The following is a 23,491-nucleotide window of genomic DNA, read 5'->3' as shown; positions in this document are numbered from 1 at the left end:
GGCTACGGGACGATCCTTGGCTACGGGACGATCCTTGGCTACGGGACGATCCTTGGCTACGGGACGATCCTTGGCTACGGGACGATCCTTGGCTACGGGACGATCCTTGGCTACAGGTCGATCCTCGGCTACGGGACGATCCTCGACGGGCGCCGGTGCGAGGCGGCCCGGTTCTCCAGTTCGGTGATCTCGGCCTTCCGGTGGGCGCCGAGAGTGTCGTTCTGAATCCGGTCGTGCAGCTTGAGGACCGCGTCCAGCAGCATTTCGGGCCGGGGCGGGCAGCCGGGAACATAGAAGTCCACCGGCACGATGTGGTCGACGCCCTGCACGATCGCGTAGTTGTTGAACATGCCGCCGGACGAGGCGCACACGCCCATCGCGATGACCCATTTCGGCTCGGTCATCTGGTCATAGAGACGCCGCAGCACGGGCGCCATCTTCTGGCTCACCCGGCCCGCGACGATCATCAGGTCGGCCTGCCGGGGCGTGGCCGACGCGCGTTCCATTCCCCAGCGGGCGAAATCGTGGCGCGGCATGCCGACGTCCATCAGCTCCATCGAGCAGCAGGCCAGCCCGAAGGTCATGGGCCACATCGAACTGGACCGCGCCCAGCCCGCGAACTTCTCCACGGTGGTCAGCAGGAATCCGCTGGGAAGCTGTTCCTCAAGTCCCATGGCGGTGACGATACCGAAGAATGGACCATCTGGTCCAAAGGTCTATGTGTGTGAAATGGACCACATGGTCCAAACGGCGCCGGCGGTACGGCGGGGGGTGGTCGGGCGGGCGGGACGGCGGCTGCGGCACCATGGGGATCATGACGACACTGCCGCTCGGCCCGGACGAACTGCTGACCACGACCCGCACGGTGCGCAAACGCCTCGACCTGGAGCGGCCCGTGCCTCTGGAACTCGTCCGCGAATGCCTGGAGATCGCGCTGCAGGCCCCGAGCGGGAGCAACCGGCAGGGCTGGCAGTGGATCGTCGTCACCGACCCGGAGGTCCGCGCGGCGATCGGCGAGTACTACCGGCGGGCGTTCGCCTCCTACGCCCAGTCCGGCGGCACGGCCGTCTCGCTCTACCAGAACGACCCCGAACGCGCCGAGGTGCAGCGCCGCGTCGGCGACAGCGCCGCCTACCTGGCCGAACACATGGGGGACGTGCCCGTCCTGGTGATCCCGTGCCTGCGGCTGCACGGCGGGCACCTCCCCGCCGGCAACCAGGCCGGCCTGTGGGGCTCGCTGCTGCCCGCCGCGTGGAACTACGCTCTCGCCGCGCGGGCACGCGGGCTCGGCACCGCATGGACCTCGCTGCATCTCACGTACGAGAACGAAGTGGCGGAACTGCTCGGCCTGCCCGGGAACGTGAGGCAGGGCGCGCTCATCCCGACCGCCTACTACACGGGCGACACCTTCCGTCCCGCCCCGCGCGTTCCACTCGACGAGGTCCTGCACCTCGACCGCTGGTGACCGGCAGCACGTGCGGCGACGGCGGCCGCTTCAGCGCCGCCAGTTCGGCATCGGTGGTCTCCGGCATGCCGCCGTGCGCCGCGTGCTCGTGCGCCCGCCCCCGCGGCGGCCGGCGCCATGCACGCAGCCGCTCCTGCATCCGCTTCGCCTCGGCGACCTGGGTGGCCTCGATCGCCGAGGCCAGCGTCCTGACCTCGGGACGGACGGGATGCCGCCGCGCCAGCCGGGCCAGCTTCACGCCCTGCTCCTGGTGGGGAGCATCATCTGCAGGAACATCACGTCGGTGGCGTTGAACCCGCGTCCACCCCGCGCCGCGGAGCCGCCGCCCGGTGAACCGCCGGCGGCTCCGCACTGCACGGACACGAGCAGGACGCACACGGCGAGAATGGCCAGTGCCGCGCCCTTCACGACCCGCCGCTTCATGGCGTGGACGTCATCGCGGACGGGTCACAGCTGTCGCCAGAGGGCGGGGGTGGCGGAGGGGTCCCAGCCGGCGAGTGCGGTGTGCGACTGCAGGCACTCGTAGGTCTCGCCGTTGTAGGTCACCTGGTCGCCCGCGGTGTAGGCCGTCCCTGCGGCCCAGGTACCGCTCGGCGGATCGGTCGGCGGGTCTGTTGGTGGGTCGGTCGGCGGGTCCGTAGGCGGGTCCGTTGGTGGGTCGGTGGGGGGAGTCGATCCTCCGAAGTCGACGTCCGAGCAGGTGTAGAACGCCTCCTCGCTGCCCACGACCCGCTGCCAGATCGAGTACAGGACGTGCCTGCCCGTCCGCGGCGGGATGTTGATCGTCCAGTTGGTGAACGTGGTGGGGTTCTGATGGGTGAACGTCCGGACGTGGACCAGGTCCGACCAGCGCAGTGGCTGCGACGGGTCCCAACCCTCGCGGGTGATGTAGAACTCGAAGTTGCTGTTCCCGTGCGGGGCGGTCGCGTGGTACGTGATCGTCTGCGGGCCGGACGACATCGGGGTCGCGGGCCAGTCGGTGCGCCGCAGGTCCAGGCCGCGGTACTTCGCCCGTCCGGCGCTGCACAACTGGCCGTCCGGGATGATCTCCTGGTGGCGGCCGCCGGCGTTCAGCAGCGACACCTCGTTCCAGTCGTAGAACGCCTGGGTGCCGCCGGCGGCGACGGCGGCCTTGCACGCGTCGGAGTCGGGGCTCTCCGGGCCCTCGTCCTTGCAGACGTAGACGCGGCTCGGCGGGTCGGACATGGTGCCGTGCGCGCTGGCGGCGGTCGCGGTGCCGAGCACGACCAGCACCGACGCGGCCGGCACGGTGACCGCCACGGCGGCGGCCTTCGAGCGGGCGGATCTCATTGACTTCCTTCCGGTGGGGGTGGGTTCGCCGAAATCGCTGAGTTCGCCAGGTTCACCGGGCCCCGGGTCGGGTTGCCGGGGTCGCCTCGGGGAGTTCTCAGGGGAGGGCGTTGAGGAAGGGGTCGTGGCTGTTCATGAACTCCCAGCCGTAGTAGCGGTCCCAGTTGATCGACCAGGTCATCAGCCCGCGCAGCCCCGGGGAGGCGCCGCCGCGGAGCGTGTACGAACCGCATTCCTGGCCTTTGACCAGGCAGGTCAGCGCCTGATGCACCTGGGCCGGCGGGGTGTGCCCGTTACCCGCGCTGACGGCGGCGGGCAGGCCGACGCCGATCTGGTCGGGACGCAGGCCGGGGAACGCATGACCGGTGTTCGCGACCGGGAACCCGGCCTTCACCATGTCGGTCATCGCGATGTGGAAATCGGCGCCGCCCATGGTGTGGTACTGGCCGTCCAGTCCCATCACGGGTCCGGAGTTGTAGTCCTGGACGTGCAGGACGGTCAGGTCGTCGCGCATCGCGTGGATCACGGGCAGGTAGGCGCCCGTCCGGTTGTCGCCGGCGCTGGAACCGCCGTAGAACTGGTGGCCGACCTGCACGAAGAACGTCTCGGGCGCCATCGTCAGGACGAAGTCGTCCCCGTACCTGGCTTTGAGCGTCTTCAGCGCGGAGATCAGGTTCACGATCACCGGCGTGGTGGGGTTGCGGAAGTCGGTGTCACCCGCGCTGAGGTAAAGGGAGTGGCCTTCGAAGTCGATGTCGAGGCCGTCGAGGCCGTAGCGGTCGATGATCTCCGACACGGACCGGACGAACGCGTCCCGTGCGGCGGTGGTGGTGAGCTGCACCTGCCCGTTCGCGCCGCCGATCGAGATCAGCACCTTCTTGCCCTGTGCCTGCTTGGCGCGGATGGCCGCGGTGAACTCGGCTTCGCTCTCCGCGTTCGGGCATTCGCTCACCGGGCAGCGGGTGAAGCGGATGTCGCCGGACGTGGGTGACGTCGGCTCACCGAAGGCGAGGTCGATGATGTCCCACGCATCCGGGACGTCGGCCATCCGCACGTACCCGGAGCCGTTGGCGAAGCTCGCGTGCAGATAGCCGATGAGGGCGTGCTTGGGAAGCCCGGCGTCGGTGCAGCCGGTCGTCCGGGCGTTGACCGGCTCGGACTTGGGCGACTCGCCGACGTCGTTGTAGGCGGCGACGGTGTAACTGTGTGAACTGCATTCGGTCAGGTTCGAGATGGTGGTGCTCGTCCCGGTCACGGTGGCTCGTACGGCGGAGCCTTCGTAGACGCGGTAACCGGTGACGGTTCCGGTGGCGGGGGTCCACGACAGGGTGACGGAGCTGTCGGTGACGGTCCCTGCCCCGGGTGTTCCGGGCGTTCCCGGCACTCCCGGCCGGGGTCCGCCGCCGGGACCGTCCAGGACGACGTCGTCCGCGTAGTACTTTCCGGTTCCGTACCAGCCGTGCAGGTAGATCTGCGCGGACGTCTGGTCCGCGCCGGTCGTGAACGAGACCGACAACTCGGTGAAGTCCGAGGCGGACGGCGTCCAGGTGGACGTCCCGCCGATCACTCCCAGGTAAACGTAACTACCGCGCACCCAGGCGGACAGGTCATAGGCGGTGCCGGGCTGGACGTTCACCGTTTGTGTGCACTGCCCCGGGTCACCCGCGGTCACATCGCCCGCGAGCGCGTACGAACCCGTCCGCACCGGGCTGGTCACCGCTGACCCGCCGCCCGAGCAGGACCAGCCTGAGAGCGACCCGCTCTCGAAACCGGCGTTGACCAGTACGTTCTCCGCGTGCGCCGGGCTCGTGATCGCAACCAGAAGCCCGGCGACGACGACCGCCAAGATCGAGAGCCTCTTCGTGTCGTCTCGTCTGCGGCGGTGTGTCCGGGTGTGGGCGTCCGCCAGGCCCCAGAGTCTCTTCATGACGGGTTCCTCCAACGGAAGGTTGTCCAGGTGCGGGCGGACGGTCTCGGCGAAGCCGTCGAGGTGCGAAGGAGTAATAGTTAGGAAGGTTTCCTGTCAGTTTGAATGCACCGTAACCAGTGGCTGTGACCTGGGCAACCCTTCGTCCCGTGAGGGGATGGCGGCGCCGGGCAACCACTCCAGGTTGAACGCCGAACCAGCGGGAACGGTCTTGAAAATCGGCACCTATGGCCGAATAAACGGTCCTCGAATGGCAATACTCGCCAATTATGCTGCGCGGGCGGGGCTGCGGAAGACCTGCCTGGTATGCCATTCGATGTGCTGGTGCTCCACCGGGGCCAACCCCGCCTGTGGTTCCCGTGCAGCCCGTCCCACCAGGTCAAGGACCAGACTCCGGGACGCCGTGGCGCGTCCAATGTACTTGCGCGACACGTTGATGGTGCGGTCATCGGCCAGGCCGACGACACCCCGATCGAAAAGCCGATGATGGAGCGCGCAGAGGCAGATCCCGTTGCTCAGATCGTCGGGACCGCCATACGTCCGCCACCGCACATGCGCGGCATCCAGGCCGACCGCGACACCACTCAGCCAGCCGTCGTAACCGCAGAAGGCACAGCAGTACTCGTAAGCCTCCAGCACCTCAGGCCGAAAAGCCGGGTCACGATGGACGAACTCGTCGCGCACCCCGGACGGAAGTTCGGCGTCCTCCAGATCCAAACCGACCATGTGGCAGATGTCGGCATGCAGCGACGGCGCGAAGTTGGCATCGAGCAGAGCCCGCACCAATTGGGGCAGCAGCGCCGAATCCTCGGCGAGCGCGGCAGTGAGGGCGGGATGCAGCCGTCCGCTGGCACGCAGATTCCTCAACGTGCCCACATTGGGACCCGGGCTGCCCGCGCCACCAGCGGTCGTGACCTCCCAAAGGCGGTCGTCATTGGTCAGATGGTGAAACGGGTAGCCCGGACTGGTCGCCCGGGGCGGCCCGAACTCCTGAAGCAGCCGACCCAGATCCTGCTCCGCCGCAGAGAACTCGATCGCTCGCGGCCCCTCACTCCGGAACCGGCCGAGGGCGTACAGCAGCAATAGAGGCTTGTGCGGGGCACGCTCCCCATTGCGCGAGTATCGGCGGACGCGTGTTACCCGCTCAACCCAGCTCATGCCCGCTCAACCCAGCTCATGCCCGCTCAACCCAGTCCACGGCCAAACCTTAATCCGGACGGACGTCGTATGCAGGGTTGTCGAGGCGTCATAGGAGGGTTGCCTCGGCGACTCGTCGAAGACTGGTCTTGATCGCGGCGGGGACGTTCACCGTCCACCCTCCACTGGTCACCGCCCACCGGTCACCGTTCACCGGGTCACCCTTTGCGGGAGAAATCGCGATGGAGAGGGTGCTCTCACCTCAGCGGGTGGTCGGCGGCCACGGTTGAGGTCCCGCCTCGCGCGCCGGAGCCGCTGACGCCCGCCGCCGGCGCTCAAGATTCCCCGCCTCAGTGCGGTCGACCTGCTTAAGCCGTCGCTCTCACCGGAGATGGCACCCCGGACGGACGTAGACGATGATCGGCTTCACGGTGCCGATGGCCGAAAAACTAACTACCGGAACCCCGGCCCTTGATGGGATCCGGGCTTTCCCTCTGATGTGCGCGTGCCTGGGGTTCTTCTTTTCCCGGTTTCAGTGTGGTTGCGGTGGGTGGGGGCTGGGGTGGCCTTCCGAAGGTGGGTGCGCTCGTTTGTCTTTGTCGCCGGTTGCTGTCACGTTGGTTGCGGTAGCGGTCGGGGAAGGGTGTTCTTCTGCGGGTTGGCGCAGGGCTGCCAGGACGCCGCGCTCCGCGCGGCACAAGCGATCGGCGACGCCGAGCGGGCGACCGGGGCGGCCGAGCCGCCGGGGCCACCTCAACCACCCACCCGCAGCAACCACCCTGCCCCGATAAAACCGCGCTCAGCCACCACCGGCCGTTGGACGACCACCGCCCACAAAAAACGTCCTCCCTTTCCCGGGTTGGCCTGGCCGGGGGCGGAAGAAATGCGGTGACAGTAATGTGGCGTGTCCGGATTGCCCACCGGCATTGCCGCGATCTTCCCATAGAATGACGGGTAACGGATTTTGGTGTTGGGAGGTGAACCCCCGTGTCCATGCCCCTCGAAATCATCGAAGGCCCCAACATTGTCGCCGGCGCCCGTGAATGGGAAGACCGGGAATGGTTCCCGCCCGGCCCGCAACTGGCCATCTGCCTATCCGGCGGGAAACAACACCTGGCCGACCTGACCGATGACGAACTACTACAGGTCGCAGCCGCCGCCCGCCGCCAAACCTCCTGGGCCCAAGCCCGCGAACTCGCCGCCATCGCCGAACTCACCCAACGCCGCACCACCACCGAAACCACCACCACCGGACCCGACGGCGGCGGCGACTACCGGACCCTGCCCGCGCGTGAAGCGGTCACCGAAGAAATCGCCGCCGCGCTGACCGTCACCGGCAACACCGCCGCGACCCTGGTCCACCTCGCCCAACAACTGACCGGCCCACTCGCCGACACCGGCGCGGCCCTGGAAACCGGCCGGATCGACATGGCCAAAGCCCGCGTCATCTGCGACACCACCGACTCCCTACCCGACCAGATCACCCAACACGTCCAAACCGCCGCGCTGGACAAGGCGCCCACCCAGACCACCGGGCAACTCCGCCGCCGCATCAAGCGGATCGTGCACCGCCTGGCCCCCGAGGCGGCCGAGGAACGCAAACAACAAGCCGTCCGGCAACGCCGCCTGGAGTTGTGGGACACCGCAACCGGCACCACCGACCTGGCACTCTGCGACCTGGCACCCGAAGACGCCCACGGCATCTTCAACAAAATCACCGCCGCCGCACACGGCCTCAAAAAAGACGGCGACACCCGACCCCTGCACCTCATCCGCGCCGACCTGGCCACCCAACTCCTGCACGGCACCGACCTCCCCGCCGCCACCCGCACCCTCCTCACCCAAACCACCCACCGCCAAACCAGGCACCGCGCAGCGGGCAACCACCAAGGACCCAAGACCAGCCGAGCACCCCAACACAGGACGGCGAACGAGCCTGCAACGGCGGACACCGGTCTCCGGACGGGCACGGCAGCCGGTGACGCCACCCCGACCACCACCCCCGACCACGACCCGGGCCTGCCGGAAGTACTGGCGATGGTTCACCGGCGCCTCACCCACCTACGCGACCGCACCCGCCCGGCGGACATGCCCGCCGCCGTCAACCGGGCGGTACACCAGCTCAACGACCGGCTCGCCCCACAACGCGACACCCTCTGCCAAGCAGACGCCGCACGACACGGAAGACCCGGCCACCGGCCACCCGACAACCTCAGGCGAGAAATCCAAGAGCGCCACGCCACCTGCGTCTACCCCACCTGCAACCAGCCATCACACCGCTGCGACCTCGACCACACGGTGCCCTGGCGACCCGGAATCACCTGCCGCTGCAACCTGGCGCCATTCTGCCGACGACATCACCGGCTCAAACAAACCCCGGGCTGGACACTCCACCACATCTGGCCCGGCTTGCTGATCTGGACCACCCCGTCCGGCGCCTGGTACATCATCCGCCCCGACCGGCAGTAGGCGCGGGTCAGTCGATGAGGGCGTTCGCCAGGGTGCGCCACTCTGCGTGGGGGACGGCGTTCGGGTCCGTTGGAGATACCGCGAGCACGACCTGGTCGGCGCCCGCGTCGAGGTGGCGGGTCACGCGGGCGGCGACGGTGTCGATGTCGCCCCAGGCGACCAGGCCGTCGAGCAGGCGGTCGCTCGTCCCGGTGATGTCCTCGTCGGCGAAGCCCATCCGCCGCAGGTTCTGCGGGTAGCCGCCGACCCGGGTCAGGAAACCGACGGGCTCCCGGACCGTGTCCCTGGCCAGCTGCGGGTCGCTTTCCAGGACGACGTACTCCATGACGGCCAGGGTCGCCTCGGCGCCGAGGATGTGCCGGGCTTGTGCGGTGTACTCCGGGGTGACCAGGAGCGGTATCGCGCCGGACGCGCGGTCGCGGGACAGCTCCAGCATGCGCGGGCCCAGCGCCGACAGCATCCGGGCGCCGGCGGGGACGGGCGGGTCGGCGGCGTCCAGGCTGTCGAGGTAGGCGTTCATGGTGTGCAGCGGGCGGTCGCCGTGCGCCCCGCCCAGCCCGGTGATCAGGCGTCCCGGATCGGTGGCGTCGAGGTCGCGGTGCAATGCCGCCACGTCTTCGGGCGTGTACCCCCAGGCGGGGATGATCGCGCTGCCGACGGGAATCTTCTCGGTCGCCCGGATGACGTCCCGCAGCGGGTCCAGGGTCGCCAGCTGTCCGCCGGCGATCCAGAGCGTCGAGTAGCCGAGGCTCTCCAGCATGGCGGCGTCCTTGAGGTGGCCGCCGTCGGCGCGCACGTCCAGGGTCACACCGATGGGTCCAAGGTCGAGTCGTGTCATCTGTCGTCGCCCCCAAGGTCGGGTTCTTCGTCGAACGAATGCGACGGTAGGTTCTCAACTTAACTTGAGGTCAACCCGCATCTCGGCCGTGGTGCGGCCCGCGTCCCGGCGGAGGGGGGACGCGGGCCGCTGGGGCGGAGGGTCAGAAGCCTGCGGTGATTCTGGTGAACTCCCATTCCTGCTGGTCGATGCCACTGCAGTTGGACGTGACGCCGCCGCCGGGGCAGGGACGGTCACGGTTGACCGACCAGTACGCCAGGCGGGACAGGCCGTGCGAGGCGGCCCAGTCGCGGATCTGGGTCCAGGCGGCCGCGGACGTGACCTCCTGCTGGTCCGACAGGCCGTTCATGCCGGAGATCCCCATGTGCGAGTAGGCGGTCGCGTCCGACCATCCGAACGCCGACTTCAGTGCGTTCCTCAGGCCCTCGGACGCGCTGACGGTGCTGCCGTACATGTCGGAGCCGCCGCCGAAGTTGAACGGCATGATGGTGAATATGTCCACGTCGGCCTGGAGTTCGGCGGCGCGGTCGATGAGGCGGGTGCCCCAGTAGTTCGGCCCGGCGGTTCCGGTGCCGAACGTCAGGATCGTCTGGATGCCTGGGTTGTTCCGCTTGACGATCTTGAGGGCGTTCAGGATGCGGTCCTGGACGGTGGCGTTCTCGAACTCGTCGCTGTTCTCGATGTCGATGTCGATGGCCTTGAGGTCGTAGGCGTCGATGACCTGCTGGTACGCACCGGCGAGAGCCTCGGGTGTGGCGCAGTTCGGGCCCAGCTTGTTGCCGGACCAGCCGCCGATGGACGGCAGGACGTCACCGCCGGCCGCGCGGATCTGCGCGATGCTCTGCGCGTCCACACCGCCCTGGAGGGGACGGGTGCCGTCCCATGCCGGGCTGCAGCCGCCACCGGACAGGATGAACGCCATCGTGAACCACTTGATCCCCGTCGCGTTCATGACCGTGGACGGGCTCGGCGGGTTGCCCCAGCCCATGTAGAGGTAGGGCGCGGCGTGCTTGGTGACGTCCGGTGTGGTGCAGCCTGTCGTGGTGGCGGTGGCCGGGCCGCTCGCGGCGGATTCGCCGGCGGAGTTGTACGCCTTGACCGTGTAGGTGTGGTCGGAGCAGGCGGCCAGCCCGGTGATGGTGGCGCTCGTACCGGACACGGTGGCGCGGACGGCGGAGCCCTCGTAGACGCGGTAACCGTCGACCGTGCCGGACGACGCGGACCATGAGAGCGTCAGTGCGTCGTCCGTCCGGGCGGTCACGGTCGGGGCGCCGGGGGTGGAGGGAGCACCGGGTTCGCCGTCGTCTCCGCCGGTGCAGGACGTGCCGTTGATGGTGCAGTTCTGGGGTGAACCGGAACCGGTGACGATGAACCCGAACGAGACCGTCGCGCCTGCCGCGACGGTTCCGTTGTAGGAGCGGTTGGTGAATGCGGCGTGCTGCCCTGACTCGGTGAGCAGGGCGTCCCAGTAGGTTCCGACGGACGAACCGGATGGGAGGTCGAACTCCACGGTCCACGAGGAGATCGCGGAGCCGGTGTCGTTCTTGATCGTGTACTTGGCCTCGTAGCCCGACCCCCAGTCGGCGGACTTGGCGAACGTCGCCGTCACCGACGCGGCGTTCGCCGGGATCGGGGAGAGCAGGGCGAGGACGAGTGAGCAGAGGGCCGTGAGCAGGAGGGCGGGGAGTGGTCTTCTCAATGTCGCTCCCGGGACGGAGATGTGGACGGCGGGAATCCCCCGAACCCCGAGTGGTGCGCCTCTATTTGATAGGAAACCTTCCTGTTAATTGGTGAACCTTAACCGGCCTCTGCGCCGTCCGGCAAGCCCCGCGGAGGCGGCCCGTTTAGGGACGCCGTATGGGGTACGCAGCCCTGAATCGGCAGGACTGGAGGATGCATGCCGCAGAACGTGTTCGTGCTCGGCCTGGACGACCTGAACCTCCGGATGCTCCGAGAACTCCCTCACCTCGCGCAATACCGTTTCCACCCGCTGATGTCGCTTGAGGAGATGCAGCACGGCGAGATCGACTTCGACCGGCTGCTGGCGAAGGCGGAGTCGGAGCTGGACGCCTTCGACGGGCGGATCGACGCGATCATCGGGTTCTGGGACTTCCCGATCACGACGATGGTCCCCGTCCTGTGCGCCCGGTACGGGCTGCGCAGCCCGACCCTCGAATCCATCGTGAAGTGCGAGCACAAGTACTGGAGCCGCATCGAGCAGCGCACGGTGATCGACGAGCATCCCCCGTTCGGGCTGGTCGATCTGGAAGCCGACGAGGCGCGGCCGCCGCCGGGGCTGCGCTACCCGATGTGGCTCAAACCGGTGAAGTCGACGTCGGCGGCGCTGGCGTTCCTGGTCAGGGACCCGGACGAGTTCGGCCGGGCCGTCGCCGAGATCCGCGAGGGCATCGACCAGCTCGGCAGGCCGTTCGAGGCCGTCCTGGCCCGGCTCGACCTAACGCCGGAGATCGGCGAGGTCGGCGGTACGGCCTGCATGGCCGAAGAGGCGATCTCGGGCGCCCAAGTGACGGTCGAGGGCTGCAGCTTCGGCGGCGAGGTGCGCGTCTACGGCGTCGTCGACTCCATCGACTACCCCGGCAAGCCGAGCTTCCTGCGCTACCAGTACCCGTCCTCGCTGCCCGGCGAGGTCCTCGAACGCATGACCGGCATCACCGAGCGCGTGATCAGGCGCATCGGGCTCGACTCCACGACGTTCAACATCGAGTACTTCTGGGATCGCGAGAACGACGCGATCAACCTCCTGGAGATCAACCCCCGGCACTCCCAGTCGCACGCCCCGCTGTTCGAGTACGTGGACGGCGTCCCCAACCACCAGTACATGGTGCGGCTCGCGCTGGGACTCGACCCCGAACTCCGGCCCTCGGGCGGAGGCGAGTACAACGTGGCCGCCAAATGGTTCATCCGGCGGTTCACCGACGGCGTCGTCCGGCGCGTCCCCTCCGCGGACGAGATCGCGGCGGTCGAGCGGGACCTTCCGGGCACGATCGTGAAGATCGCCGCGGAGCCCGGTGACCGGTTGTCCGAACTGCCCCTGCAGGACAGCTACAGCTACGAGCTGGGCCGCGTCTTCATGGGCGCCGCGAACCAGGCCGAACTGGAAGCCCGTTACGAGCAGTGTCTGGCAGCCCTGAAGTTCGAGGTCGACGAGTAGACGATCCGGCGTCGCCGAGCCTCACGGAGGAACGAAATGCGTACGGTGACCGCGCTTCCCTACGCGGTGCGGGAGGACGAGCACGTCTGGATTCCCATGTCGGACGGTGTACGCCTCTCCGCACGCATCTGGCGGCCGGTGGCCTCGGACGAGGAACCGGTCCCGGTCATCCTGGAGTTCATCCCCTACCGGAAACGGGACCTGACGGCGCGGCGCGATTCGATCCATCACCCCTACATGGCCGGACACGGGTATGCGGGCGTGCGGGTCGACCTGCGCGGCACGGGCGACTCGGAGGGCGTCCTCACCGACGAGTACCTGGAACGCGAACTGCTCGACGCCGAAGAGATTCTCGCCTGGCTCGCCGACCAGTCGTGGTCGAACGGGCGTGCGGGGATGATGGGCATCTCCTGGGGCGGGTTCAACGCGCTGCAGGTCGCGGCGCGCCGTCCGCCGAGCCTCGCCGCGATCGCGCCCCTGTGCTTCAGCGACGACCGGTACGCCGACGACGTCCACTACATGGGCGGCTGCCTGCTGAGCGACAACCTGTCCTGGGCGTCCACGATGTTCGCCTACACCTCGTGCCCGCCCGACCCGGCGGTCGTCGGCGAACGATGGCGCGACATGTGGCGGGAACGCCTGGAGCACAGCGGGCTGTGGCTGGAGGAGTGGCTCCGCCACCAGCACCGCGACGACTACTGGCGGCACGGCTCGGTCTGCGAGGACTACTCCGGCATCCGGTGCCCGGTCCTCGCGGTGAGCGGCTGGGCCGACGGATACTCCAACGCCGTGTTCCGCGTCCTGGCCAACCTGGACGTCCCCACGCAGGGGCTCATCGGCCCCTGGTCGCACAAGTACCCCCATCTCGGCGTGCCCGGCCCGGCGATCGGTTTCCTGCAGGAGCTGGTGCGGTGGTGGGACCACTGGCTCAAGGACACCGACAACGGCGTGATGGACGAGCCGAAACTGCGCATCTGGATGCAGGAGAGCGTGCCGCCCTCCACCGCGTACGAGGAACGTCCGGGCCGCTGGGTCGGCGAGACCTCCTGGCCGTCGCCCCGCATCGACGTCCGCAGCCGTCCGCTGGAAAGCCACCGCATCGCCAAGGAGGGCGAGAAGGTCGAACCCGGGGAACTGACCGTGGAGTCCCCGCTCTCCGTCGGGCAGTTCGCCGGCAAATGGTGCTCCTACAACGCGCCCCCGGACCTGCCCTACGACCAGCGCGAGGAGGACGGCGGGTCGCTCGTCTTCGAGAGCGAACGCCTCGACGAGCGGTGTGAGGTCCTCGGCGCGCCCGTCGTCCGGCTGGAGCTGGCGGCGAACCGGCCGCAGGCGATGGTGGCCGTCCGGCTGTCGGACGTGGCGCCGGACGGCCGGGCCACCCGCGTCACCTATGGCCTGCTCAACCTCACGCACCGCGACGGGCACGCCGCCCCGCGCGCCCTGGAACCGGGGAAGCGGTACCGGATCGGCGTGACCATGAACGCGATGGCGCACGCCTTCCCGGCCGGGCACCGCATCCGCGTGTCGATCTCCACGTCGTACTGGCCGCTGGCCTGGCCGCCGCCGCGCTCCGTCCGGCTGTCGATCTTCGCCGGCGCCGTGGACCTGCCGGTCCGGCCCGTCGGCGCGCCGGGCGAACCGGACGTCGGCGCCTTCGGGGAGCCGGAGGGGGCGCCCCCCATCTCCGCCACGCAGCTCAGGGCCGGTGAGGAGGGGTGGACGGTGTCCCGCGACCTCGTCGGCTACGCGTCCACGCTCAAGGTGGTCAAGGATCTCGGCGTCGTCCGCATCGACGACATCGGCCTGGACATGGCCCGCCTGGCCAAGGAGACCTACGGCTGGACGGGCGACGACTTCACCTCGGTGTTCGGCGACGTCGAATGGCGCATGGGATTCGTCCGGGGCGACTGGGACGTCAGCACCGTGACCCGCACCAAACTGACGTCCACCGAGACGGACTTCCATCTCCACGCGGAACTGGACGCCTACGAGGCCGACCGCCGGGTCGCCTCCCGCAACTGGACGATCACCATCCCCCGCGACCAGCTCTGACCGGCCGGGTCGGTGGGCAGGACCCGGCGGTTCAGTGGGCGGCCGGCTCGAACAGTTCGATGAGGTTGCCGGCCGGGTCCGTGAGCAGGATCTGGCGGCCGCCGGGGCCGGAGACGACCTCGCCGGGGAAGGACAGCCCGGAGGCGCGCAGCCGGTCGATCTCGGCGTCGAGGTCGCCGACGACGAGGTGGACGCGGTTGCGGCCCGGCGCGGCGTGGTCATCGGGTGTGGCGCGGGCGCCGGAGCTCGGCGGGCCCGACAGCAGCAGCCGCAGCGGGCCGCGGACCACGTCGGCGAAGGCGGGTGCGGGGTTGGAGCGCACGGTGAAGCCGAGGTGCGTCGTGTAGAAGTCGACGGCGGCGGCGACGTCGTCGACGATGTAGCGGACGCCGGCGAACTCATCCGGTGTCGTCATGGTTGACCTCCGGGTCGGTGGCGAGAACGGGTAGCAGGTACCCGATACGGGTGTCGATCTGCGCCGCCGTGTGCCTGAAGGCGGCGTGGCCCGGCTGACCGGAGCCGGCGGCGGCAGGGTCGGGAATGCTCCAGTGGATCCGTCGCGGCCGGCCGCCGAACTCGGGGCAGACCTCGCGGACCTTGTCGCACAGGCTGATCACGTAGTCGAACGGGCGGCGGGCGACGGTGTCCAGATGCCGCGGCCGCTGGTCGCCGACGTCGATGCCGTAGTCCTCGCCGAGGATCCGCACGGCGTCGGGATGGAGACGCGGTCTGGGGTGGCTGCCGGCGCTGGTCACCTCAGCGTCGTCGCCGGTGCGGTGGCGGAGCAGGGCCTCGGCGATGGGTGAGCGGGCGCTGTTGCCCGTGCACGTGAACAGCACGCGAGGCCGAGCCGCCGGGCGTCCGGCGGATCGAGGTGGGGTGGGGCCGAGGCGCAGCGCGGGGTGCAGACCGGAACCGACGGCGGCCAGGGCGTGTGCGCAGCGGTCCAGATCCAGCTGGTAGTAGCTGTCGCGGGAGTCGAAGCTGCTGCGGTGGGCGGTGACCAGCCCGCCCTCGCGCAGCAGCCGCAGATGGTAGGAGACCAGGTTCTGCGGCTGGCCGACCAGTTCGACGAGTTCACGGACCCGGTGGTCGCCGCCGGCCAGCTCGGTCAGCAGCCGCCACCGCAGCGGATGGGCGGCCAGCCGCACGAACGGCGGTACTTCCGGACCCTTCGACTCCATGCCTCCCAGGATACATCAAACGAGTTTGATGGGTCGGATGGCCGGTGGGGGGGCTCAGGAGCCCAGGAGGAAGCGGTTGAGGGTCTGCTCCACGCGGGTCATGGCCATCGACGGGCCGGTGAACGCCCTGACCGCCTGGTACAGCCGGTTCAGGCCGCCGGGATAGTCCAGGCAGGTGCGGACGATGGCGTAGGTGTCGGAGCGGGCGTCGGGCCTGCGCGGGATGACCACGCCGATCTCGAACGGCAGGGCGTCGACGAGCTGGTCGCGTCCCCGCTCGTGGGCCAGCAGCGGAATGTCGAGCAGGTGGTCGACGAGCTCGAACAGCGGCGGCGGATCCCCGGCGGGGCGGACCGTCCCGGCCGGCGCGGAGGGCGCCGGCGGTGACTGCGCGGGCGGTGCCGGCGGTGCCTGCGCGGGCGGTGACTGCGCGGGGGCGGACGACGGCAGACCCGGAACGTTCATCCAGGACCTCGTCGTCAGCTCTTTGACCTGCACCTCGACCGGCCGGTAGTCGCCCGGGTCGAGCAGGTCCCAGCCGTGCCGGACGACGTCGTCGTAGACGCGATCGGACACGATCACGCCCACGGCCGTTCCGGAGACGCGCAGCGCGTCCTTCAACGCGGGCGCGTCGAGGATGCGGAACGCGTCGTTCACGGCGGTCCCCACCAGGCCGCGGCCGTCCGAACGCGCCATCCCCATGTGCACGGCCACCCGCAGCTGCATCTTCGCGGAATCGCCCGAGACGGCGTTGTGGTGGCGGATCTCGGCGCGGAGCCGGTCGGTCACGGTGGTGAGAAGCGCGGTGAGGTCGTACTCCGGAGGCACGGCGATCATCACGCCGTCGCCCCGGTCCTCCCAGTAGCAGGCGTCGAACGCGATGCCGTTCTCCCGGAATGCCGTCCCGAGGCTCTCGTAGAGCACGTCCCGCACGTGGACGCGCACGCGGTCGGTGCGGGACGGGTCGCCGAACGAGGCGATGTCGCAGAGGTACAGGGAGCACAGGCCCGCCGGTCGCCAGTCGCCGCGTGCCGTGTCCACGGGTCGATTATGAGTGCCGGTCAGCGAGTGCGCCATGGGATCCGCCCCTGCCATGGGGGTCACTCCAGCAGGAGGGGTTCGATGTGGAGCTCCAGGAGTTCCCCCGCCGCCGCTGCGGCGACGTCGGGGTGCCGGTCGCCAAGCACCGTCCGCAGGGCGTCGGCCGACTGCGTGTCCGAGCTCTGAGTGATCACCTGGTGGTCGTGGACGGCGGCCAGCGTGTGCGGGTGGGCCGGACCCAGCCGGTTCTGGAGGCCCGCAGCGATATCGGCGGAAAGCTCCGCGGCGGACTCCATCTCGCCGAGCAGGTAGAGGTCGGCGGCCACGCCCGCCGCGCAGCAGAGGGCATGGTGCTGATCCGGATTCTCGTCGAGGCCGGCGCGGGCCGCCTCGTCGATCTCCAGAGCGGTCTGGGCGTCGCCGGCGGCCCTCAGCGCCGCCCCGTACCCGGCCGCGCAGACGTGGGTGAACGGGTGGCCCGCGCCCATCACCCGCTGGTACGCGGCGTGGGCCTCGCGGAGCCTGTCGCGTGCCCGGCCCAGGACGCCCACGGAGATCTCCGTGAGGGCGAGGCACACCTCGGCGGCGAGGGTGTGCGGGTGGTCGGCGCCGAACTGCCGCCGGACGCCGTCCAGCGTCTCCCGCGCGACGCCGTGCGCCTCGGCCGGTTCGCCGGACGCGCGGAGCGTCCCGGCGTGGGTGACGAGGAGCGGCAGCACGTGGGGCGGGGGCGGCGCGGAACGGGCGGCGTCCCCGAGGGATTCCCGCTGCACCGCGAGGGCCTCGCCGTACCGTCCGAGCTTGTGCAGGTCGCGGCTGAGGCAGTCGGCGACGCGGACCACGTCGCGGTGCCGCGGGCCGAGGCGGCGGCGCAGCCTCGCGTGGGCGTCGGAGTCCAGCGCGTGCGCGTGGTGGACGTCGCCGAGCAGCCGCAGATCCGTCCCGACGTCGGCCGCGGCGAGCAGCGAACGTGCGTCGTCGGCGCCGAAGCGCCGGAGCGTCCGCCGCCAGGTGTCGTCGTCGAGTTCGTACGCCTCCCGGAACCTGCCCTCGAACCGCAGGTCGACGCCGGCGCCGCGCGCGGTGGACAGGGTGCCGGGATGGTCGGGGCCGAACCGGCTCCGCATCCGCGGGAGCAGGCCCGCGCCGACGCCGGCGGCGGCGCGGTGGTCGCCGAGCAGCCGCAGCGCCTCCGCCAGCCGCCGGCCGATCTCCAGGAGAAGCTCGTCGTCGGGGCCGTGCAGGTCCGGCCACGCACCGGCCGCGGCCTCGGCGAGCCGCCTGCCGCCGTCGACGTCGCCGCGTGCGAGCAGGAACCGCACCTGGTCGAGGACCACGTGCCGCGCGGTGCCGAGCACGGCCTCGGCGGGCGCCAGATGCGGGGTGATCTCGGCGCGCGCCTCCCAGCTGTCGCTGTTCTCGGGTTCCTCGGCCGGGGTCGCGGCACTGAGGATCGCGTCGACGCATCCGCGGACGGGGGAGTGGTCCGCCGGCGGGGCCGCTGTCAGCCGCAGCACGGCCCGCACCTGGGGATGGACGCGGAGGACTCCCGTGTCCGGATCGAAACGCCCGAGCGCGTAGCGGTCGATGTCGCGCATCGCGTCCCGCAGCGTGGCCTCGTGCGCGAGCGCCGGCGCGAGGTCCGCCAACGGCCCGGACGACAGCATGCGGGCGGAGACCGGGTGGGAGCCGAGATGGGTCCACAGCTCCAGGAGCCGCCCGGCGGCGGGCCGTTCCGCGCCGAGCCGCGTGATGGCGAGTCCGGCCGCGGCGGCGACCCTGGGCGGTATCCGCGGTCGCTCGTCGCCGAGCGTCCGCGTCCGCCGGTCGAGGAGACGCAGGTAGTCCCGGACGTCTTCGCCGGACGACCGCCGTGCCGCCTCCAGCCATGCCGCCGCGAGCGTCAATGCCGCCGGATGGTCGTCCAGGTCTCGGGCGAGCAGGCCGGCCTCCTCGGAGGTGAGCCCCGGCGCGCGTGTGCGCAGCATTGCGACGCTGTCCGCGCGGTCGAGGCGGCCCACCCGGATGACGGTGTGCCCGGCGGCGGCCCAGGCGCCGGCCTCGCCGCCGGTGACCAGCACATGACCGGTGGACGCACCCGTCGCGGCGGGCGGCATCAGCGTTTCGAGGCCGGGCGGATCCGCCGCGTCGTCATAGATGAGGAGCCAGCGCCCCGCCGCCGTGCCGGCCCCGAGCGCCCGGAGCGCCTGCGCGGCGGTGCCGTAACCCGCGCCGCCCCCGGCGAGCCGCCCCGCCAGCGCCGCCAGGGAGGTCCACGCGTCCGTGGCCTGGGCGGCGGGAACCCACCAGACCAGGTCGTACTCGCCCGCGTACCGGTGCGCGTACTCGGCGGCGAGCCCGGACGTGCCCTCGCCGCCGAGCCGGTGACCGGACTCGGGGACGAGCGCCACCGGGCCGCCGTCCAGCGCCTCCCGGGTAGCGGCCAGCAGGGCGTCCCGTCCGGTGAAGCCGGGGTCGCGCGGCGGCACCCCGCCCCAGACCGGCGGGGCCCCCGCGGCGCGTCCGGCGCCCGGCCCCGGCCCCGCCGCCGGACGGGTTCCGCCGTCCTCGCCGGTTTCGGTGGACGTGCCGCCGAGCCGTTCGGCGACCTCCTTGTAGCGGCCGCCGAGCCGGGCCAGCACCCGGACGGCCACCTGGGCGAACGGCTGGTCGCGCGGGAGGATCTCCTCGCCGCGCCGGACCGCGCCGAGCAGGGCGGGGAAGTCGTGGGCGGAGCCGAGCTGATGCCTGACCACATGCCAGACCTCCGTGAGCACGCGCAGCGCGTCGCCGCGCAGCACCCCGCTCAGCAGGACGTCGCGCACCCCCTCCCGGAAGTCGTAGGAGACCGTGCCGCCAGAACCATCGGATTCGCCGGCACCGGCGGCGACGTCCCCGCGGAGGTGATCGGTGGCGGTCCCGCCCTGCGACCCGGCCGTCCGCATCAGGTCGCCCAGGTAGACCTCGGCGAGGTGCGCCGGAGTGGACCGGGGCAGCATCGCCCGCTGCACCAGCCGCATGACGTCCAGGTTCAGCGGCGCCGCCGCCAGATGCCGCGCCAGCTGGAACGCCTCGGGGGAGGACGCCGCGCGGAAGCGCATGACCCGCTCCACCGGGGACGGGTCGGCGCCGCCGGCGTCCCCGGCGAGCGGCGCCACCGCGCGCCCGGTGAACAGCGCGACGCCCGGCATGTCCCGCCCGCCGGCGGCGACGAACCCCGCCCAGGTGCGCACCCAGCGCGGCTCCAGCTCCATGACCGGCACGGCGACGCCCGGATCGGCGGCCGCCCCGGACGGGCCGCCGTTCTCGTCGAGGAGGGGCGCCGTGGTCGGCACCGCCGTGAGCCGGTCGTTGGGGGCGGCGCGGACCGCGGTGCTGAACCGCACCGGCTCCAGCGCCGCCGCGCACCGCGACCAGAGCCGCTGCGGCAGCGGCTGGACGATCGCGACCGGTCCCGCGCGGCCCCACCTCTCCAGCAGGGCGGCGGCGCGGCCGTCCCGCCAGGCCCCGCCGAGGCAGTCGCTCACGACCAGGACGACCCTGCGGCGCGTCGGGTCGATCAGCTCGCCGGGACTGCGGCCCTGGCCCGCGCTCCCGCCCCCGGGGGTGGTGTCGGTGCGCAGCCGCAACCGCTCGGCGTCGGTGTCCAGCCGCCACACCCGGACGTCGCGGAAGGCCCCGAGCTGCTGGAGCAGCAACCGCAGCTCCTCGATCGTGCGCTGCCAGATGACCATGGAGCGGCCGGCGTCCACCACGAGCGACATCTCCAGCCAGCGTTCCGGTGACGGCCGCATGACCGGAACCCAGACACCGGTCTCGGCCACACTCTGCGCCGTGTGCGCCTCGTCCAGATACGTCCGGGAGGGGGACGGCGCGGTGACCCGCAGCGGACGCATCGCGCGGACCAGCGGAAGGCTGTGCGAGATCGCGGCCACCCCCGGGCTGCGGACCGGGAACGCCCGGCCCGGCTCACGGCCCGTGACGTACAGGCCCGCCTGCGGGGCCGGATCCCTGCCCGCGGCCGCCGTGCGGTGGCCCTGCGAAGGCCCGGCGCCGCCCGCCGGCCGCGGTCCAGGGGTGTCGGCGGGCACGCGCGGCCGGGGCGCCTCAGGGGCCTGCGGGGCCGCGTCCCCTTCGGCCTCCCGCATCCGTGCGGCGAGCCACAGCGCGTCCGCCAGCTCCTGCGCGGTGGGCGGCGGATCGAGTGCCCACAGCGCCTCGACCAACCGGCTGATCATTTCGAGCCCGGGATGCCCAGCGGACGCAGGATCGTGTCGACCAGGTCGGCGAGCCCGCTCTCGGGCGGCCGGGCTCCCGAGGTCGCCAGGAAGATCGCGTTGAGCAGCTGGTCGGTGGCGAGGTCGCCGTGGGCGCGGCGTGCCAGGAAGTCGCGGATGAGCTCCTCGGCCTCCCGCCTGGCCGGCTCGCCCAGATGCGCCTCGACGATCTCGGCGAGGTGCTCGCCGCCCGGCGGCTCGATCGCCACCCGGACGCACCGGCGCAGGAACGCGGGCGGGAACTCGCGCTCCCCGTTGCTGGTGATGACGACGATGGGGAAGTCCGCGCAGGCGACCCTGCCGCGCTTGATCGACGCGGGGTCGCCGCCCGCCGTCATCACCTCCACGACCGGCTGGTCGTCGGGGAGGCGCTCCAGCTCCGGGATCAGGAACCAGCCCTCCTCGAAGATGTTGAGCAGGTCGTTCGGCAGATCGATGTCGCTCTTGTCCAGCTCGTCGATGAGCAGGACGCGCGGCAGGTCCCCCGGCAGCAGCGCGGTACCGAGCGGACCCAGCCGGATGTACCGGCCGATGCCCGGTGCGTCGGGCCGGGCGTCGGGGTCGGCGCCGCCATCGGTCTCCGCCGCTGCCGGGCCGGTCCACGCCGGTCCGGAACCGCGCAGGCTCGCCTCGTGGACCCGGCCGATCGCGTCGTAGTGGTAGAGGCCCTGCTGCAACGTGGACCGGCTCGTGATGGGCCAGTTCAGGACCTGACCGAGGCCCAGCTCGTACGCGATGCTGTAGGCCAGCGTCGACTTCCCGGAACCGGGCTTGCCGGTGACCAGCAGCGGCCGGCGCAGCTGCAGCGCCGCATTGACCTTGTCGACCACGCTCTCGTCCGTCCGGTACGACCTGGCGCGCCGGACGTCGCCGGGCCGCCGGTCCCCCGTGGAACCGGCCGCGCTGAAGTCCCGCCAAGGCGGAGGCGGCGGCAGGCTCCTGATGCGGTCGTGCGGCCGGTTGCCGCCCGTGAAGATGTGCCAGTCGCTCTGCGGGGCGGGCGCCGTGTCCGGCCCGGGGCCTGCGTCCGCCCCTGGCACTGCGTCCGGCCCGGGCACTGCATCAGACATGGGGTACCTCTTTCGTGGCCGGTCAGGTGGGCGGTCTGAGCCGCTGGTACGGCTCGGGGATGCGGTCTGCGTCGTCGAAGAGCAGGGCCAGGTCCAGTCCCGGGTGCTCACCGGGGCCGTTCAGCGCTGCCTGGCGCCGCAGGTCGAGAAGCCGGTGCGGCAGCGTCATCGGGTCGGTGGCCAGCAGCGCCGTCACCTGCTTGACGAGGTGGTCGGACGGTTCCTCCCGGCGGCACCAGGCGATGACGGGCGTTCCCGCCTGCAGGCCCACCCACAGCTCGTCCACCGGCTCGGGCGTGTCCCCCCACGGCGGGAAGGCCATTGCCAGGACCGACGCGGACGGCTGCAGCAGCCTGGCGTAGAGCCACTGGTTGTCGAACTCCCCGGGCGTGCCGACCCAGCAGACCTCGCCGTCCTGCGACGCGTCCCGGAGCCGGGTCCACTTGCGGCGCCAGTGGTGGTGCAGGGCACCGCGCCGGAGCCGGTCGAGGCTGCGCAGGACCACCGGGTAGTCGACCCCCAGCCGCCGCTCCAGGCCGTCGACCGTGATGGCGAGCTGGTCGAAGGCGAACCCGAACAGGCCCCGGGGCAGCACGAACTCGATGACCAGGTCGGGGTCGTCGCGGTTCACCACCTCGGGGTCGTCGGCCAGTAGTTCCCCGAGCAGGACGGGGAGCAGCGCGCGCGGCAGCGGCTCGTCGTCGCTGCGCAGCGTGATCCCGGGTTCGGTGCCCTTCTGGAGCCAGGCCGTGACCATCAGGCTGTCGGTCCCCGCGCCGTCGTGGCGGCACTCGACGGTGAGGTACGTACCGGCCTGTGCGCTTTCGTCCGGTGCGAGGCCCCAAGGCAGTGCGGGCCGCTCCGGACCGGCCAGCCGTGCGGGGTCGACGCCCGAGCGCTCCGCGAAACGGCGGGCCCAGTCCCGGACGGCGGCGGCCGTGTCCCCCTCGGCGTGCTCGGCGAGCCCGTGGACGAGCACCAGCAGCGGCGGCACCCCGTCCGCGCCCTGGAGGACCTGCTCCAGATGGGCGACGGCCTCCCGGATGCTCCGGACGTCGTGGTCGGGGACCGGGCCCACCGGGCCGACGGCCCGCCGGTACAGCGAGGGCAGCACCGACGCGTACGGGGAGGCGGCGCCGCCGCCCCGCTCCAGCGCGCTGACGAGGCGGTGCAGGTCACGGCTTTCGGCCGGGGTGAGCAGCGGCTCGGGGATCAGCTCGGCGACTACCGCGTTCAGGCCGGTCATCGGGGTGCTGCCGCGGTGGATCCGCTCCAGCACCCCGGCCAGCGCATGGATCGCGCCGGTGGTGGTGAGGCAGGCCCGGACCAGCGACCAGACGTCGTGCAGTTCCTCCTCGTGCCGGTCGAACGGGAGATGCCGGCCGAGCTCGTCCTCCAGGAGGGTGACGTAGAGGTCGCGGGTACGCCGCCGGCGCATGCCGTCTATCTGCATGAAGGCCGTGACGAGCCGCTCCTGATCAGCCAGATCGAGCGACCCGTTCACAGTGCGGTGCCTCCGCGTCATCGCGCGCGTACGTACGGTCG

At 71.1% G+C, this 23,491-nt stretch carries 18 protein-coding genes; 4 read left to right on the top strand and 14 right to left on the bottom strand.

The window, feature by feature from the left end:
* Positions 1-128: 128 nt before the first annotated feature.
* Positions 129-674 (bottom strand): NuoB/complex I 20 kDa subunit family protein, encoded by a 546-nt coding sequence (locus ACGFK0_RS19340; protein WP_392906445.1) that lies wholly within the window; start codon positions 672-674, stop codon positions 129-131.
* Between the two features lie 140 nt (positions 675-814).
* Between ACGFK0_RS19340 and ACGFK0_RS19335 the strand changes: the two genes are divergently transcribed.
* Positions 815-1,465, top strand: a complete 651-nt coding sequence (locus tag ACGFK0_RS19335; RefSeq protein WP_392906443.1) for a nitroreductase family protein — start codon at positions 815-817, stop codon at positions 1,463-1,465.
* On the opposite strand, the gene ACGFK0_RS19330 is transcribed toward ACGFK0_RS19335, so the two are convergent.
* The 5 genes from ACGFK0_RS19330 to ACGFK0_RS19310 all read right to left on the bottom strand — a co-directional run bounded on the left by ACGFK0_RS19330 (position 1,377) and on the right by ACGFK0_RS19310 (position 5,861).
* A complete protein-coding gene (locus tag ACGFK0_RS19330; protein WP_392906442.1) occupies positions 1,377-1,703 on the bottom strand; it encodes a DUF305 domain-containing protein in 327 nt (108 codons plus the stop codon). The genes ACGFK0_RS19335 and ACGFK0_RS19330 overlap by 89 nt on opposite strands.
* A complete protein-coding gene (locus ACGFK0_RS19325) occupies positions 1,700-1,888 on the bottom strand; it encodes a hypothetical protein (RefSeq protein WP_392906441.1) in 189 nt (62 codons plus the stop codon). Before ACGFK0_RS19325 ends, ACGFK0_RS19330 begins: the two co-directional genes overlap by 4 nt.
* A gap of 24 nt (positions 1,889-1,912) precedes the next feature.
* Positions 1,913-2,776 (bottom strand): lytic polysaccharide monooxygenase, encoded by an 864-nt coding sequence (locus ACGFK0_RS19320; RefSeq protein ID WP_392906439.1) that lies wholly within the window; start codon positions 2,774-2,776, stop codon positions 1,913-1,915.
* 97 nt (positions 2,777-2,873) lie between these two features.
* Positions 2,874-4,703: a chitinase gene (locus ACGFK0_RS19315; RefSeq protein ID WP_392906437.1), complete on the bottom strand. Its 1,830-nt coding sequence runs from the start codon at positions 4,701-4,703 to the stop codon at positions 2,874-2,876.
* Positions 4,704-4,970: 267 nt separating this feature from the next.
* Positions 4,971-5,861, bottom strand: coding sequence for a phosphorothioated DNA-binding restriction endonuclease (locus ACGFK0_RS19310; RefSeq protein WP_392906435.1), 891 nt, complete (start codon positions 5,859-5,861; stop codon positions 4,971-4,973).
* A 972-nt stretch (positions 5,862-6,833) separates the two neighbouring features.
* On the opposite strand from ACGFK0_RS19310, the gene ACGFK0_RS19305 reads away from it, so the two are divergent.
* Positions 6,834-8,309 (top strand): DUF222 domain-containing protein, encoded by a 1,476-nt coding sequence (locus tag ACGFK0_RS19305; RefSeq protein ID WP_392906519.1) that lies wholly within the window; start codon positions 6,834-6,836, stop codon positions 8,307-8,309.
* Between the two features lie 7 nt (positions 8,310-8,316).
* Here the strand turns inward: ACGFK0_RS19305 and ACGFK0_RS19300 are convergent, their stop codons facing one another.
* Positions 8,317-9,147 (bottom strand): TIGR03620 family F420-dependent LLM class oxidoreductase, encoded by an 831-nt coding sequence (locus ACGFK0_RS19300; RefSeq protein WP_392906433.1) that lies wholly within the window; start codon positions 9,145-9,147, stop codon positions 8,317-8,319.
* 142 nt (positions 9,148-9,289) lie between these two features.
* The gene (locus ACGFK0_RS19295) at positions 9,290-10,846 is read right to left on the bottom strand and encodes a cellulose binding domain-containing protein (RefSeq protein ID WP_392906432.1); all 1,557 of its coding nucleotides are present in this window, start codon (positions 10,844-10,846) and stop codon (positions 9,290-9,292) included.
* A gap of 198 nt (positions 10,847-11,044) precedes the next feature.
* Between ACGFK0_RS19295 and ACGFK0_RS19290 the strand changes: the two genes are divergently transcribed.
* Complete coding sequence (locus ACGFK0_RS19290; protein ID WP_392906430.1) at positions 11,045-12,319, top strand: acetyl-CoA carboxylase biotin carboxylase subunit family protein; 1,275 nt, start codon at positions 11,045-11,047, stop codon at positions 12,317-12,319.
* 36 nt (positions 12,320-12,355) lie between these two features.
* A complete protein-coding gene (locus ACGFK0_RS19285) occupies positions 12,356-14,374 on the top strand; it encodes a CocE/NonD family hydrolase (protein WP_392906428.1) in 2,019 nt (672 codons plus the stop codon).
* A 31-nt stretch (positions 14,375-14,405) separates the two neighbouring features.
* Here the strand turns inward: ACGFK0_RS19285 and ACGFK0_RS19280 are convergent, their stop codons facing one another.
* From ACGFK0_RS19280 to ACGFK0_RS19255, 6 genes are read right to left on the bottom strand one after another with little or no spacing between them, the layout of a single operon-like run.
* Entirely contained in the window at positions 14,406-14,789 is a 384-nt protein-coding gene (locus ACGFK0_RS19280; protein WP_392906426.1) for a VOC family protein, read from the bottom strand.
* Positions 14,773-15,558 carry an ArsR family transcriptional regulator gene (locus ACGFK0_RS19275; protein ID WP_392906425.1) on the bottom strand — a complete coding sequence of 262 codons (786 nt, stop codon included), beginning with the start codon at positions 15,556-15,558 and terminating at the stop codon, positions 14,773-14,775. The genes ACGFK0_RS19280 and ACGFK0_RS19275 overlap by 17 nt, the downstream gene beginning before the upstream one ends.
* Before the next feature lie 54 nt (positions 15,559-15,612).
* A complete protein-coding gene (locus ACGFK0_RS19270) occupies positions 15,613-16,599 on the bottom strand; it encodes a hypothetical protein (protein WP_392906423.1) in 987 nt (328 codons plus the stop codon).
* Positions 16,600-16,658: 59 nt separating this feature from the next.
* The gene (gene fxsT, locus ACGFK0_RS19265) at positions 16,659-20,837 is read right to left on the bottom strand and encodes an FxSxx-COOH system tetratricopeptide repeat protein (protein ID WP_392906421.1); all 4,179 of its coding nucleotides are present in this window, start codon (positions 20,835-20,837) and stop codon (positions 16,659-16,661) included.
* Positions 20,834-21,946 (bottom strand): AAA family ATPase, encoded by a 1,113-nt coding sequence (locus ACGFK0_RS19260; RefSeq protein WP_392906419.1) that lies wholly within the window; start codon positions 21,944-21,946, stop codon positions 20,834-20,836. Before ACGFK0_RS19260 ends, fxsT begins: the two co-directional genes overlap by 4 nt.
* A 22-nt stretch (positions 21,947-21,968) precedes the next feature.
* Entirely contained in the window at positions 21,969-23,450 is a 1,482-nt protein-coding gene (locus ACGFK0_RS19255; protein WP_392906417.1) for a hypothetical protein, read from the bottom strand.
* Positions 23,451-23,491 lie beyond the last annotated feature (41 nt).

Origin of the sequence: Spirillospora sp. NPDC048823 (genome assembly GCF_043198445.1) — a bacterium.
Classification (GTDB): domain Bacteria; phylum Actinomycetota; class Actinomycetes; order Streptosporangiales; family Streptosporangiaceae; genus Spirillospora.
The sequence above is the reverse complement of the archived record's forward strand: the minus strand, read 5'-3'. Positions and strand labels throughout refer to the sequence as shown.

Excerpts from the sequence above, each read along its gene's own strand:
- ACGFK0_RS19340 (WP_392906445.1), bottom strand. The coding sequence starts at position 674 with ATGGGACTTGAGGAACAGCTTCCCAGCGGATTCCTGCTGACCACCGTG.
- ACGFK0_RS19335 (WP_392906443.1), top strand. The coding sequence starts at position 815 with ATGACGACACTGCCGCTCGGCCCGGACGAACTGCTGACCACGACCCGC.
- ACGFK0_RS19325 (WP_392906441.1), bottom strand. The coding sequence starts at position 1,888 with ATGAAGCGGCGGGTCGTGAAGGGCGCGGCACTGGCCATTCTCGCCGTG.
- ACGFK0_RS19320 (WP_392906439.1), bottom strand. The coding sequence starts at position 2,776 with ATGAGATCCGCCCGCTCGAAGGCCGCCGCCGTGGCGGTCACCGTGCCG.
- ACGFK0_RS19315 (WP_392906437.1), bottom strand. The coding sequence starts at position 4,703 with ATGAAGAGACTCTGGGGCCTGGCGGACGCCCACACCCGGACACACCGC.
- ACGFK0_RS19310 (WP_392906435.1), bottom strand. The coding sequence starts at position 5,861 with ATGAGCTGGGTTGAGCGGGTAACACGCGTCCGCCGATACTCGCGCAAT.
- ACGFK0_RS19305 (WP_392906519.1), top strand. The coding sequence starts at position 6,834 with ATGCCCCTCGAAATCATCGAAGGCCCCAACATTGTCGCCGGCGCCCGT.
- ACGFK0_RS19300 (WP_392906433.1), bottom strand. The coding sequence starts at position 9,147 with ATGACACGACTCGACCTTGGACCCATCGGTGTGACCCTGGACGTGCGC.
- ACGFK0_RS19290 (WP_392906430.1), top strand. The coding sequence starts at position 11,045 with ATGCCGCAGAACGTGTTCGTGCTCGGCCTGGACGACCTGAACCTCCGG.
- ACGFK0_RS19285 (WP_392906428.1), top strand. The coding sequence starts at position 12,356 with ATGCGTACGGTGACCGCGCTTCCCTACGCGGTGCGGGAGGACGAGCAC.
- ACGFK0_RS19280 (WP_392906426.1), bottom strand. The coding sequence starts at position 14,789 with ATGACGACACCGGATGAGTTCGCCGGCGTCCGCTACATCGTCGACGAC.
- ACGFK0_RS19275 (WP_392906425.1), bottom strand. The coding sequence starts at position 15,558 with ATGGAGTCGAAGGGTCCGGAAGTACCGCCGTTCGTGCGGCTGGCCGCC.
- fxsT (WP_392906421.1), bottom strand. The coding sequence starts at position 20,837 with ATGATCAGCCGGTTGGTCGAGGCGCTGTGGGCACTCGATCCGCCGCCC.
- ACGFK0_RS19260 (WP_392906419.1), bottom strand. The coding sequence starts at position 21,946 with ATGTCTGATGCAGTGCCCGGGCCGGACGCAGTGCCAGGGGCGGACGCA.